General features: G+C 38.0%; 16 protein-coding genes. 12 read left to right on the top strand and 4 right to left on the bottom strand.

Annotated elements, in window-relative coordinates; all coding sequences use genetic code 11:
- The 10 genes from ACTCIM_RS01095 to ACTCIM_RS01050 all read left to right on the top strand — a co-directional run.
- A partial coding sequence (locus tag ACTCIM_RS01095) for a SpoIID/LytB domain-containing protein (protein WP_472313372.1) occupies positions 1-556 on the top strand: 556 nt, incomplete at its 5' end.
- A gap of 4 nt (positions 557-560) precedes the next feature.
- The gene (locus tag ACTCIM_RS01090) at positions 561-1,691 is read left to right on the top strand and encodes an N-acetylmuramoyl-L-alanine amidase (RefSeq protein ID WP_472313370.1); all 1,131 of its coding nucleotides are present in this window, start codon (positions 561-563) and stop codon (positions 1,689-1,691) included.
- A gap of 4 nt (positions 1,692-1,695) precedes the next feature.
- The gene (locus ACTCIM_RS01085; protein WP_472313368.1) at positions 1,696-2,541 is read left to right on the top strand and encodes a tetratricopeptide repeat protein; all 846 of its coding nucleotides are present in this window, start codon (positions 1,696-1,698) and stop codon (positions 2,539-2,541) included.
- Between the two features lie 9 nt (positions 2,542-2,550).
- Positions 2,551-3,513, top strand: a complete 963-nt coding sequence (locus ACTCIM_RS01080; protein ID WP_472313367.1) for an LPP20 family lipoprotein — start codon at positions 2,551-2,553, stop codon at positions 3,511-3,513.
- 20 nt (positions 3,514-3,533) lie between these two features.
- Positions 3,534-4,706, top strand: a complete 1,173-nt coding sequence (locus ACTCIM_RS01075; RefSeq protein ID WP_472313365.1) for a tetratricopeptide repeat protein — start codon at positions 3,534-3,536, stop codon at positions 4,704-4,706.
- Positions 4,707-4,785: 79 nt separating this feature from the next.
- On the top strand, positions 4,786-5,238 hold the full coding sequence (locus ACTCIM_RS01070; protein WP_472313364.1) for a pyridoxamine 5'-phosphate oxidase family protein: 453 nt from the start codon (positions 4,786-4,788) through the stop codon (positions 5,236-5,238).
- An 86-nt stretch (positions 5,239-5,324) separates the two neighbouring features.
- On the top strand, positions 5,325-6,209 hold the full coding sequence (locus ACTCIM_RS01065) for a hypothetical protein (protein ID WP_464279608.1): 885 nt from the start codon (positions 5,325-5,327) through the stop codon (positions 6,207-6,209).
- Positions 6,210-6,211: 2 nt separating this feature from the next.
- Positions 6,212-6,940, top strand: a complete 729-nt coding sequence (locus ACTCIM_RS01060) for a FecR family protein (protein ID WP_464279609.1) — start codon at positions 6,212-6,214, stop codon at positions 6,938-6,940.
- Positions 6,940-7,521, top strand: a complete 582-nt coding sequence (locus tag ACTCIM_RS01055; RefSeq protein WP_472313361.1) for a CDP-alcohol phosphatidyltransferase family protein — start codon at positions 6,940-6,942, stop codon at positions 7,519-7,521. The genes ACTCIM_RS01060 and ACTCIM_RS01055 overlap by 1 nt, the downstream gene beginning before the upstream one ends.
- Positions 7,505-8,185 (top strand): Crp/Fnr family transcriptional regulator, encoded by a 681-nt coding sequence (locus ACTCIM_RS01050; RefSeq protein ID WP_472313360.1) that lies wholly within the window; start codon positions 7,505-7,507, stop codon positions 8,183-8,185. The genes ACTCIM_RS01055 and ACTCIM_RS01050 overlap by 17 nt, the downstream gene beginning before the upstream one ends.
- Here the strand turns inward: ACTCIM_RS01050 and ACTCIM_RS01045 are convergent, their stop codons facing one another.
- The 4 genes from ACTCIM_RS01045 to ACTCIM_RS01030 are packed head-to-tail and all read right to left on the bottom strand — an operon-like array spanning position 8,186 to position 11,776.
- Entirely contained in the window at positions 8,186-8,608 is a 423-nt protein-coding gene (locus tag ACTCIM_RS01045) for a PPC domain-containing DNA-binding protein (protein WP_472313359.1), read from the bottom strand.
- Entirely contained in the window at positions 8,601-10,226 is a 1,626-nt protein-coding gene (locus tag ACTCIM_RS01040) for a B12-binding domain-containing radical SAM protein (protein ID WP_472313358.1), read from the bottom strand. The genes ACTCIM_RS01045 and ACTCIM_RS01040 overlap by 8 nt, the downstream gene beginning before the upstream one ends.
- Complete coding sequence (locus ACTCIM_RS01035) at positions 10,223-11,044, bottom strand: SDH family Clp fold serine proteinase (protein ID WP_472313356.1); 822 nt, start codon at positions 11,042-11,044, stop codon at positions 10,223-10,225. The genes ACTCIM_RS01040 and ACTCIM_RS01035 overlap by 4 nt, the downstream gene beginning before the upstream one ends.
- A gap of 3 nt (positions 11,045-11,047) precedes the next feature.
- On the bottom strand, positions 11,048-11,776 hold the full coding sequence (locus tag ACTCIM_RS01030) for a rhomboid family intramembrane serine protease (RefSeq protein ID WP_472313354.1): 729 nt from the start codon (positions 11,774-11,776) through the stop codon (positions 11,048-11,050).
- Between the two features lie 161 nt (positions 11,777-11,937).
- Here ACTCIM_RS01030 and ACTCIM_RS01025 point away from each other — a divergent pair, with 161 nt between their 5' ends.
- Together ACTCIM_RS01025 and ACTCIM_RS01020 are read left to right on the top strand one after the other, a co-directional pair.
- Positions 11,938-12,804 carry a TIGR01777 family oxidoreductase gene (locus ACTCIM_RS01025; RefSeq protein ID WP_464279616.1) on the top strand — a complete coding sequence of 289 codons (867 nt, stop codon included), beginning with the start codon at positions 11,938-11,940 and terminating at the stop codon, positions 12,802-12,804.
- Positions 12,801-13,163, top strand: coding sequence for a hypothetical protein (locus ACTCIM_RS01020; protein WP_464279617.1), 363 nt, complete (start codon positions 12,801-12,803; stop codon positions 13,161-13,163). The genes ACTCIM_RS01025 and ACTCIM_RS01020 overlap by 4 nt, the downstream gene beginning before the upstream one ends.
- Positions 13,164-13,232: the final 69 nt, after the last annotated feature.

Genomic DNA, 13,232 nt, shown 5'->3' with positions numbered 1-13,232 from the left:
AAAAGCCGTAAAAAGTACCAGGGGAGAAATTTTAACCTATGAGAATAAGCCTATTTTAGCCTATTTTCATGCTCATAGTGGGGGCATGCTGGAAAAATCCAGTAATGTCTGGAAAGTGGATTTTCCCTATTTTTTGATTAAAAAGGACCCTTTTTCTCCTGAAATTAAAAGGGAAGAATGGCAGCTAAAGATACAAAAAGAGAATATTGAAAAGGTGTTGCGGTCCAAAGGGTTTGCTTTGGGCTCTATTCAAGAAATTCAAGTGGGTGATATTTCACCTTCTGGCAGGATTATAAATTTAAAAATAGTTGCCTCAAAGGCTAAAGTAGTGTTAGCTAGTAATAGTTTTCGTCTCTGGTTAGGCCCTAGGGATATTAAATCCACTCTGGCTGAGATAAAGTGGCAGGGCGATGGACTCTGGATAAGAGGTAGAGGATATGGCCATGGAGTGGGCTTAAGCCAGTGGGGAGCCTATGCTTTGGCCAAAGAAGGTAAAAGTTATAGGGATATTCTGGCGTTTTATTATCCGCAAACCAGGTTAAAGGTTGTGTATTAGCATTATGGCAAAAATTAATAGAAGAAAGGCATTGGTAGCTTTGGCTACAGGTCTAGTTTCTTTAAATTCCAGGTTTTTATGGGCTGAAAGTGGTTTTGACCTGGGTTTAAAGGGACAGGAGCTTTTAGCGCAAGGAAAATATGACCAGGCCATAGAAGTTTTGCAAGCAGGAGTGAAGCTAGAGCCTGATAATGAGTGGCTTTGGGGGCTTCTGGGAAGGGCCTATTTTCAAAAAAAAGAACTAAGAAAGTCTTTGGATAGTTTCAGGCAGGTTTTGCGTTTAAATCCTGAGGATACCTATTCCAGAATGATGGTAGATATTATTTCCCAAAAGCCTTTGCCTCCAAAGATTGAACCTATTAAGCCTTTAACTCCTTTGGAAAAAAAGGCCCTGGAAGAAGAAAAGCAGATTTTAGATCGCCTGCAGGTGGAAAACACTCTTGGCTATCGTATCCAGAGGGTAGTTTTGGATCCTGGACATGGGGGCTTTGATTCTGGAGCAGTGGGGCTTAAGGGCTTGCAGGAAAAAGAGGTCAATCTGGACCTGGTCAAAAGGACTTCGCAAATACTGGCCCAGATGGATAAGGACTTAAAGGTATTTTTTACTCGTACAGAAGACTATTTTGTGCCTTTAAGTGCCAGAACTACTACAGCCAACCAGTATAGTGCAGATTTATTTGTTTCCTTTCATGTCAATGCCAATGAGAACAGAAAGCCCAGAGGAATGGAAACTTATTTTTGCTCAGAGCGAGCTTCCAGTAAGGAAGCAGCCAGGGTGGCAGAGTTTGAAAATTCTGTGCTTAAGTTGGAAAAAAACGAACTTATTCAAAAGGGGTATGTAAATATTGAAGAGATTTTGTTTTTATTTGAAAGAAAGCGCTACTGGGAGGCAGGGGGAGAGGTTGCTTCCCTTATTCAGAATAATTTAAAAAATCGTCTACCTCTAAAAAACAGGGGAGTGCATTCAGCCAATTTTTATGTTTTGCGTAGAGCCAAGATGCCTTCTATTTTGCTGGAGATGGGTTTTATTTCCAATCCAGAGGAAGAGAAGTTGTTGGCTCAAAGTGATTTTAGACACAAGCTGGCCTTATCCATTGCCTCTTCTATTGTCAGTTTAAAAAAGAGCAGGATATGAAAAAATGTTAAAAAAGATAGGGTTAGTTACAATCTTTTTTTTATTATTCAGTGTAGTTGCTTATGCAGAAGATATTAATGACCTTATTTTTCAGGCTTCAGACCTTCACTACCAGGGAAAGTTAAAAGAAGCTAAGGCCTTGTTTGAAAAGGTAATTAGGCTAGACCCCAACAATGAATTTGCCCTAAATCAGCTAGGGCTTTTAAGTGCCAAGCAAGAAGATTTTGCCAGGGCTTATAATTACTTTAGTAAAGTGGTAGCTATTTCTAAAGACAATACCTTTGCCAGAATCTGGCTGGGAGTGCTTTTGCTAAAAGATAACAAAATCAAAGAAGCTACCTCTCAATTTGAAGAAGTTTTAAAGTTAGACCCCTATAATGCCAATGCCTATTATTTTTTGGGAGTGGTTTATGCAGTGGAGCACAATTTAAAACAGAGTATTTTATATTTGCGTAAAGCCCAGGAGGTAGGTTCTGACGACCCAGAGACTCATTATCGCCTGGCCCTGGCTTTTTTGGGTTTGGACATGGTCTATAACGCTGAGTTGGAGCTAAAAAAAGCCCTGGAGTTAAATCCCAAATATGTAAAGGCCTTAAATGAACTGGGCTGGGTTTATTATAACCGAGGTGAAGTAGATAGAGCCATTGAGACCTGGGATAAATCTTTAAAGATAAATGCTAAAAACAACGAAGCCAGATATAATTTGGCTAAAGTTTATAATGAATTAGCTTTAAAGTTTTATCAAGAGAAAAATTTTAAAAAAGCTGGATTTTATTGGCAAAAAACTTTAACTTATGAGCCAAGAAATAAGTCAGCTTTATATTATTTGGGAAAAATAGAAAAAAAATAGGAGGAGCATATGCGAAGATTTTTATTTTTAGTTTGTTTTTTGGCTTTTGGCCTTGGGTTTTATGGAATGGCTTTAGCGCAACAACCAATAATGGACTATGCTTATGTCCAGACTTTTGAAAACGGAAAGGTGAATTGGCAGACAGGTTTGGTTACTGCGACAGGCATAGGTGCTCCACCGGCTACAGCAGTGAATATGGCTCAAGCCAGAGCAATGGCTGTAAGGGCTGCTACTGTAGTGGCTAGAAGAAATTTATTGGAAGTTTTAAAAGGGGTACAGATTGATTCTACTACCACGGTTCAAAATTATATGGTCACCAACGACATAATTATCTCTAGAGTACAGGGTTTTTTACAAAATTCCCAGGTCCTGGACATTGCTTACATGTCTGATGGTTCAGTAGAAGTGACCGTGGGAGTTAGTTTGAGAGGAGGCCTGGCTGATGTACTTTTACCTCCTACTATCCCCTTTGGGACAAAAATTCAAAAGCCAGAGCGCTTAACTCCTCCTACACCTCCGGTAGAACCCAGCCAACCTCAAGTAAATGTACCTCAGCCTCCAGTTGTTGCTCCTCAGCCTCCTCAAGTTCAGCCAGAACCTACACCTGCCATGCCTACTCCTCAGCCTGAAATGGTTTATACCGGTCTTATTGTAGATGCCAGAGGCCTTGGAGCCAGACCAGCTATGAGTCCCAAAATTTATGACGAAAATGGCCAGGAAGTTTATGGCTCTGCTTTTGTCAGCCGTGAATACGCCATTCAGCAGGGAATGGCTGGCTATGCCAAGGATTTGGAGAAAGCCAAATCCAATCCCAGAGTGGCGAATATGCCTTTTGTAGCTAAAGCTGTTCAGGTGAAGGGTAAAGGCAAGGCTGATTTGGTTATAGACAATGCCAGTGCCAACCAGTTAAGAGCTTTAAGTCAAAAACAGAGTTTCTTGGAAAAATGTAAAGTTATGATTATCCTGGATTAGCTTAAAAAGGAGATAGAAGGATGAAAGTATATAAAAGATTGAGTTTTGTCCTGGTGGTACTCTTTTTACTGGTGGTCAGTTGTACACCCAAAGGAAGGGCTCCCCAGGGAATGATGGATAATCCACTGCATCACTATAAGCAGGGAGTGGCCTATTTAGATGAAGATAAGCTGGACCTGGCTGAAGAGGAGTTTGAACAGGCCTTGAGTCTGGATCCAGACTATGGGCCTGCTCTGGCTGGAAAGGGACTTATTCAGGTTATAAAAGGGGATAGGGATGGTTTAAAACTTATAACCAAAGGCCAACAAAAGGCTAAAGGTAAGGAAGAAAAAATCTGGACCCTTGTCTCTGAGATAAGGGCTTATATTGCTTTGAAAAAACAGAAAAAACTTTCTGACTATCAGCTTATAACCAAAGCCAAGGAAGCCTTTAGCAGGGGCAATGTAATTAAACCCAATTCTCCTGAGCTTTATTTTTACTTAGGAGAAGCTTATCTTTATGGTTTAGATTTTTATAAGGCAGAAGAAATGTATGCCAGGGTAAAGTCCCTGGGAGATAAGGATTGGGAAGAAAGGGCTGATTTGTGCTGGCAGTTAGCTCAAAAGGCCAATAGAGCAGCCCCTGAGAGTCAGCTGGGCAAGGAAATTGTGCTGGTGGATAAACTAACCAGAGGTGATCTGGCTGGCCTTTTGATTGAAGAGTTAAATGTAAAGCGTTTTTATACTAAAACTCAAGAAGCAGAGAAAAAGACCTTTGAAGCCCCTCAAGGCGTGCAGATGAAGTTTGAAGATATTTACACTGAGAACAAGGTCAAGGACATTGCCGATCATCCTTTGAAAAACGACATTCTTATGGTTGTGGGTTTAGGAGTTAGAGGCTTGCAACCCTATCCAGATCACACCTTTAGACCCAATGAACCAGTATCTAAGGTGGAAATGGCTTTACTTTTTGAAGATATTTTAATTAGAGCCACTGGAAATAACAAACTGGCCACAGAATTTATTGGTCAGGAGAGCAATATTCCTGATATTCCAACCACTCATTATGCCTTTAATGCAGTTATGCTTTGTACCACTAGAGGGCTTTTGAGTACAGATATTCGAAGTGGAGAGTTTTATCCAGACCAAACTATTTCTGGTGTAGATGCGGTTTTAGCTATAAAAAAATTAAAAGATATGCTTAGATTATTCTAGTAAATGGTTTTGAGTAGAGTTTTAAATGCACTGGATGAAATTCATCCAGTGCATTTTTTTAATTTTAAAGGAAAGTACTATGCGTAGAAAAGATAAGCAGATTAGTCAAAGCGAAGCTCTTACTCTTTTGGAAAAGGGTGAATTTGGAGTTCTTTCCACTGTAGATGGAGAAAATAGGCCTTATGGAGTTCCAATAAATTATTGTCTTTTAGATGATAGTATTTATTTTCACTGTGCTTTAGAAGGGAAAAAAATAGATAATATTCAGTTTCAACCTGTTGTTTCTTTTTGTGTAGTTGGGCATACCTGTCTTATCCCAGAAAAATTTAGTACCAAATACGAAAGTGTTATTGTTTGTGGAGAAGTTGAAGAGGTTTTTGCAGAAGAAAAAATAAGGGCGTTAAAGGGATTAATAAAGAAATACGCTTCAGAATACGAGGATAAGAGCCAGAAATATATTGCTTCTTATCTGGATAAAACCAGAGTATTTAAGATAAAAATCAAAGAAATTAGTGGCAAAGCTAGAAGATAACTACTTAAACCTAAAAGAAGAGATTGACAGTTAAAGGCTTTTTTTTGCAGATTTGACCACAAAGGTTGAGGGAAGGAAATGAAAATATGCTGAAAATAATTAAATTGTTTGTGATATTGCTTTTTTTATGTGGGGTGCAAAGTGCTTACGCTGGAGTGGAAGTAGAAGTTATCTGGCCTAAAGATAGTGCAGAAACTTTGAAAGATATAAAACCCAAAATATACGAGCAGGCCTTTTTACAGGCTGTTTTAAAAGAAGCCAATAACTTGTTGGACCAAAAATTATCCAAGCAGAGACTGGAGATTTTAGGGGAGTTTTTATTACCCAGGATAGATAAGTTTATTTATGGTTATAGAGAGCTTTCCTGGGTGGAGCAGGAAGAGACTTTAGAGTTAAAGCTGGACTGTGAAGTAAATAAAAGCCTTTTACGGCAAGAGTTAAAAAAATATGGACTTCTATTTACTGCCAATAAAAAACTGGCCTATGACCTGACCTTAAAGGGAGTTAGTCCAGAAGAATTTTTGACCCTGAGTCGCTTGCAAACTTTAACCGGGGTAGAAGTAAAAGTGGACGCCCCTTTAAAAGTAACTATTTTAAAGGGACAGGAAAAGTGGTTTGGAGAGTTAGTGGTAAAAGAGCACAAATTGGAAATTCAGGCAGATGACTTGGAAAATTTATGGATAAAACTCTGGGCAGGTTATTTTGATTTACCAGAGGTAATGAATGAACTGGTAGAAAGTTTTACTTTAGTTAGTAGTGGCTGGGTCACCATAGATAGTTTAAAGGAATTTGATAAAGACCTGGGCACCTGGTCAAGATTTGTATTGAAGAAGAATTTGCTAACAGTGGAACTAAGTGGTCCTTCCATAAAAGCTAGCTGGAAAGTTTGGAGCTTAAACAAAGAAGAGCTTGCCTTAGAGCTTAAAAAAGTTTTACATCCCCAAAATATAGTTTTTAACCTGGAGGAGTAATTATGAAAAAATTTATTTTTTTATGGGGAATATTTTTTTTCTTTTCTTCTTTTGTCCTGGCTGCAGAAATAGAAGTAGAAGGTAAAGTAAAAGTAAACTATTTAGAAGGTAAGGCCTTTGTACAGGATAAGGAATTGCAAATAGGCCAGTTTCTCACTCCTCCTGTTGAAATAAAGGTAAAAGAGAAGAGCAAGTTGGAGCTTGTATTGCCAGATGGAAGTGTTTTACGCTTTAATGAAAATACCACTTTGACCCTGGTTAAGGCCCTGTATGATGAGAAAAATAGTAAACGGGAGATGAAAACTCAATTGATGTTAGGAGAATGCTGGGCTTCTGTAAAAAAGCTCATGGCCAAGGATAATAAATTTGAATTAGAAACCCCTACAGCTGTTGCTGGAGTTGCTGGCACCAAATATAGAGCAGTAGTTGCTGCTGAATATAATAGATTTTTGGTCTATGATGGTAAAATTCAGGTGGGTTATAGGCCAGTTTCAGAAGAATATAAACCTGGAAAATCCTTAATGGCTCAGAGGGTAAGTGGACCCAAGAAGGTAGAAGGACCTAAAAGAGTTAGTTTGCAGGAGTGGTTAGTTATTGTGGGGGCAGGATATGAATTTGTGCTTTATCCAGATGGACGCTTTGCTCCTCCTAAAAAATTTGCCTTAGAAGAAGATGAACAAAATCCCTGGGTGCGCTGGAATAAAGAAAGGGATAAATTGCTAGGCTTTTAATGAACAAAAACCTGACCATTCCCAATATCCTTACTGTCTTTAGAATCTTACTTACTCCTGTGTTTGTGATTTTCTTTTTGGATAAAGAATATGCCTGGTCTTTAGGAGTATTTTTCTTAGCAGGTTTTACTGATGGCTTAGATGGATTTATTGCTAGGTTTTTTAGACAAAAATCCAAACTGGGTGCCTTGCTGGACCCTCTGGCAGATAAGGTACTTTTAATAACCACTTATGTGTGTTTGGGTATTGCCAGGTGGGTACCAGGCTGGCTTGCTGTCCTGGTGGTAAGTAGGGATTTGCTTATTTTAGGAGGAGTTGGCTTACTTAGCTTTTTGGGTTTTGCCATTAAAGACAATATTCGCCCTTCTTTTGTGAGTAAAGTAAATACCTTACTTCAAATATTACTGGTAGTTTTAATTTTAGGTGCAAAAAGTAGTTTTTGGGTTTTAAAGATAGAACTTGGTTATTTTTACGCTTTGGTTGGACTGTTTACCCTTTTATCTGGGATAAACTATGTTTTCCAGGGAATAAATTACCTTTCTTTAGTAAACAACAATTCAAAAAATGAATACAATCGCTAAATTAAAGGAAATTTCTTTATTTTCTTTTTTGGATACAGAAGTTCTAGAAAAGTTAAAATCAATTTCTATTTTAAAAAATTATATTTCTGGTGAGCATGTTTTTCGGGAGGGAGAGCCTGGACAGGGGTTTTTTGGAATTATTTCAGGAAGAGTAAAAATATATAAGAACAATTTTGAAGGAAAGGAACAGATTTTACACCTATTGGGCCCGGGAGATATTTTTGCAGAAGTGGTTTTAGGGGGAGATTTTAATTATCCTGCCAATAGTTTGTGCCTGGAAGACAGTACTCTGGTCTTTATCCCCAAGGAAAAATTTAAAAAGCTTTTTCAAGCAGAGCCCGATTTGGCCCTGAAAATGATTTGGCTTTTTAGTTTGCGTCTGAAAGAACTGGTTCAGAAAGTGGAGGATTTGAGCTTAAAAGAGGTGCCTCAAAGGTTAGCCCTTTATCTTTACTCTCTGGCCCTGGATAAGCAGAAGAAAGTAGTGAGGCTGGAAACCACTAAAAGCGAGCTTGCTTATCTTTTGGGAACTATTCCAGAAACCTTATCTCGAGCCTTTAAAAGCTTAAAAGAACAGGGGTTGCTTTTAACTAGAGGTAAAGATATTGAAATCCTGGACCCAGAATCCCTAAAGGCCTTTGCTCAACTGGGAAAGCACTTTTAATTAGATATCCCAGAGAGGAAGTCCGGTTTGTTGGTCCAGTTTTCTTTCTAAACTTGGGCCAGTAAAAGGAATAATTAGAAATTCACAGGCAAAAACAATACTTTCAGAGGAAAGGTGTCCTCCCAAAAGATTGCCCTTGTTGTCTCCCAGAGTGATGTGGGCGTGCACAAAGGGAGTATTATCCTTTAAAGATACATTGCCTATAAGAGACACTATTTCTAAGTGTTGATTAAAGGTGATGAGTTCGTAATTTTGAGAGTCTTGATGGTAGTAGGCTATGGTGGCTTTTTGTAAGGCGCCTATGGCTTCCACTTTGCCCAAATTTATCTTTTCTTGTTTAACTATCTCATTTAATTCACTTAATAGGTCTTTTCCATAGCCTATTCTACCTATGATTACTCCCTCTTTAGTCTTTTTATACATTCTTTTCTCCTAAAAAAATTTTTTTGTTGTTTAAGGTAGTAAGATAACTAGACTCTTTTTTAAAAAAAGTCCACAGGTTAGAGGAAAAATGAGGAATAGGAAAGTAGTTTTTGCCGTCATAACCAGAAAGAAGGTTTTCTTTTTCCAATTTACTCAAAATAGTTAAGCCTAAATTCTGGCGTGGATTTTGACCTGGATAGTTTAAAAGCTCCTTAAGGTGTATATGCTGGACAAGTTTAAAGCCTTTTAAAAAGTTTATGATTCTGGCCAGGATAAACAAAGAATAGAGTTCATCTCTACTAATAAGAGCATCTTCTGTATCTAAAAAGGTAGACCTGGCCATAAAAAAATGGTCTTTATCTTTACGCCTGGGGTTAAAGAGGGCAGAGCCAGGTGCAGCATAGTAAAGAGAAGGACCTAGCAGTACTGGCTCTCTGGCAATAAAGGACATGGTTTTTACTATGGATTCCAGACTTTCCTTAGGTAAACCCAGAATTTGATAGACAATGAGCTTAAATCCCAGTTTAAATGCTGTGGTTATGACTTCTTGAAGCTTTTTTAAGTCCAGGGGCCTGGATAGGTCTTTGGCCAGATTTTTATTTAGGGTTACCAGGGAGAGATTTAGCTCTTTAAATTTAGCTTGTTGCATTAAAGAAAGCATTTTCAGGTCTAAATTAAAGTAGGCCAGGCCATTCATAGCTACGCATTCTATATCCTGCCCGGAAAAGGTTTTTGCTAGGGCTGAAAGTAAATGGGAAAAATATTTTGCGTTAAAGCTTAAATTATCGTCTTCAAAATCAAAGATTCTATATCCTTGCTGGTATCTTGTTTTTAGTTCAGCAATCACATCTTCAACTGGTCTTAGATTGTAATGGGGAAAGGTGTTTTTTACTGAACAGAATTTGCATTTATAAACACAGCCTCTACTGCAGGTAATAAAAGCAATAGGTTTTTTCCTTAAGGTGTAATTGGCAGGAGAAAAATCACTGAAATCTGGCCAGGGCAGGTCTTGAAGGGGAAAGTTGGGTTCAGGTGGGGTTAGAATGGGTTTGCCTTGTTCTTTAAAACCCAGGTTGGGGACCTGGGTAAAATTTTTATCTCCAAGATAAGCTTCTAAAAACCTGGTTAAAGGCCTTTCCCCTTCTCCATAAATGACAAAGTCAATATATTCTTCTTTTAAAACACTTAAAGGAGCACAAGAAACATGAGTGCCTCCAGCTAAAATGGGCACTTTTAAAATTTCTTTTATTTTTTGGGCACAGAGCAAAGCTTCTCTATAGTAAGGAGAAAATAAAATAGAAACTAAAACTAAATCTGGCCTTTCTTCCTTTACCTTGCTTACTATTTCTTCATAATCTGCTCCAAAGTGATAGTAGTGATGAAAAGTAGAAAAGGGACTTTTATCGGTGGGAAAGTAGTAGTTCTTTAAATAGGCCACTTCCTTTGGATAGGGTATGGTTTTGGCCGGGTAGCCCTGCTGAAAGTCCAAGATTTTGGTTTTTATTTGAGGAAAATATTTTTTTACTATGGCCTTAAGATAGGCCAGTCCCAGGGGTTGAAGCCTGATTTTGGTCTGGTAAAAGTCTTCAATAGGAGGCTTTAAAAAGACCAGCTTCATTTAGAAGTGTTTTTCCTGGGAATAGGCAAGTATTCCACTGAAGGGTTTTTTCTTACTGGTTGAGGGTATAGGCTTAGAAGTTGTAAAATTTCTGCTGGCATTTCTTTACTTACCTTTAGTCCCAGCTTACTGGCTTCAGAAAAGGTCAAAGGATAATCATGGGTCCACCTTCCTTCAGAAAGTATTTTAGCTAGTTCCCTGGCCTTTTCTTCCTCATAATTGCCCTGGAGCAGTTCATAAGCAGCTTCTTCTACCTGTTTGATGGCCATTTTGGCCATATCCCCCAGAATAAGAGTTTTATCTTCCAACTTGTCAATGGGTTTCTGGGCAATAGTCCTTAAAAGAGAAGCTGCCGGGTATTCTCCTAGCTGGGGGTCAATTGGTCCCAGGACAGAGGATTCGGTCATGACTATTTCATCTGCGGCCAGGGCAATGAGAGTACCTCCGCTCATGGCATAATGAGGCACAAACACAGTAACTTTGCCTTTGTGTTTTTTTAAAGCCCTGGCAATTTGCAGGGAAGCCAGCACCAATCCTCCTGGGGTATGTAAAACTATATCCAAGGGAATTTCTGGGTCAGTTAGGTGAATAGCCCTTAAGACTTCTTCTGAGTCATGAATGTCAATATAACGAAATACAGGAAATCCTAAAAAACTCATGGTTTCCTGGCGATGTATCAATAAAATAAGCCGAGAATTTCTCTTTTTTTCTATCCTGGCAATTAACTTTTGTCTGGCTGATTCTAACATTTTTTGCTTTAAAACAGGTTGCAAGGCAGAAAGGATAAAAAGTAGCCAGATTAAATCCAGGTATCCCATAGTTTACTCCTTAAAAAAATTGCTAAAATAATATTCATCTGCATACCAGGGACGATAGTTTTTATTCTTAAATAGTGGCAGAAGTAAGATTCCCACCACAAAACCTCCAATATGGGCAAAAAAGGCTATATTAGAACTAAATTGTTCAGAAGTAAGGGAAAACACTCCAGAAAATAGCTGGGAAATAAACCAGCCAGTTAGATAGAAAATAGCAGGTATTTCAATAAAATAAGGAATGAAAAAGAGAGGAATAAGAGTTATTATCCTGGAATGGGGAAAAAGAACTAAATAAGCTCCCATAATTCCTGCAATGGCTCCAGAGGCTCCTACTGTAGGTATGGTGGAATTGTAATTGAGATAAAAGTGACATAAATTGGCTCCCAGGCCGCACAGAAGATAAAAAATAAGGTATCTTAGATGTCCCATTCTATCTTCCACATTATCGCCAAAAATATAAAGGGCCCACATGTTGAAAATAAGGTGCAACCAGCTTCCATGGAGAAACATGTTGGTTAGAAAGGGTAGATAATTGTGCGGCGATAAACCCATATAAACCGCCCAAAAGGGATAGGTATATCTGGCAGGCACCAGGCCATACTCAAAGAAAAGGTGTTCCAGAACTAAGGGCGGAAGAGAGGCTTCATAGAAAAAGATAAGCACATTTAAGATAATGAGGAAATAATTCACAAAAGGAGTGGTTCTGTGGGGTATGGAATCTTTTAAGGGAAACATGTTATGTGTATTAAGAGAAGAAAACAGGTTAAGTCAAGATTTTTTAGACCTGGCTACAAGGTTAAAATGTTCTAAACAAGAACTCTTTAATATTTTTAACTTGCTTTTTTTCTTTTTTTCTTTTTAATAATGTTTAATAATAATTTTAGGAGTGGTAAAGTATGCAAGTAGCTATTTTGGGAGCCAGTGGTTTTGTAGGTAGTTTTTTAGCTGCTTATTTTCAGCAAAAAGGGCTGGAGATTGTTCCTTTAGGTAGAAAGGATTTGACTAATCTGGATGAGTTGGCTTTGAAACTAGATAAGGTGGATACCTTGATTAATTTAGCTGGTGCTCCCATTTCCAAAAGATGGACAGAAGAATATAAAAAGGTACTTTACTCCAGCAGGATAGAAAGTACTAAGATATTGGCCCAGGCCATTTTAAAGACCCAAAATAGGCCTTGTAATTATTTTTCTGCTTCAGCTGTAGGCATTTACGCTCCTTTAGAGGATAGGGTGCAGGATGAAGAAAATTTTGTTTATGGTGAAAATTTTTTAAGTAAAATTTGCCAGGACTGGGAAAAAGAAGCCTTACAGTTTACAAACTTTAATCTTCGAGTAGTTATATTTCGCTTTGGAGTGGTTTTGGGCAAAGGAGGAGCTCTGGCCAAACTGCTACCCTTTTTTAGATGGGGGATAGGTGGAAAAATTGCCTCTGGAAACCAGGGTTTTCCCTGGGTTCATTTAGAAGATTTAGCCAGGGCCTTTTATTGGGCTTTGAATAAAAAAGATGCCCGGGGGATTTACAACTTGTGTGCCCCTCAGCTTACCACCAATAAGGATTTTACCAGGACTTTAGCCAGGGTTTTAAAGCGTCCTGCTTTTTTCCCGGTACCCAGATTTATTTTAAAACTTGCTCTGGGTGAAGGAGAGATGGTTCTTACCCAGGGGGCAAAAGTCGTTCCTTCTAGGTTGCAAAAGGAAGGTTTTTCCTTTAAATATAATAAATTAGAAGAAGCTTTAAAAAATATTTGGGAGCATTGGTCATGAAAATAAGAATGCTACACAAAATGGTTTTGGCCTTTTTAGGTGCTACTTTGATTTTTAGTTTTGTAGCCATTTATGTTTTAAATAACATGAACAGGTTAAAATTGGGCATGGATAAGTTTATTTCCCTGCAAAAGGAAATAGATTATTTTAAAAATATAGATGGTTATTTAACAGAAGCGGAAAAGGTCATAAGTAATATTTACTTTAAAAAAGAAGATTTTAACCAGTTATTAGACCAATTTAAGAAGATAAAAGAGCAAGAGAAAAATATTTTAGTCTCTGATAATAAAGCCGTAAGTCAAAGTTTAGCTGATTTTTTTGCCTCCATGCAAGAAATTGCTTCTATAGAAAGAAGATGAGGAATAGATTTTATTCGGGCAAAAACTAGGTTTACCAATTCTAAAGAAAAGTTAGAGAACTTAATCACT

The organism is Desulfonauticus sp. (genome assembly GCF_055126295.1).
Note: the sequence above shows the minus strand (reverse complement) of the source record. Positions and strands in the feature narration are given on the sequence as shown.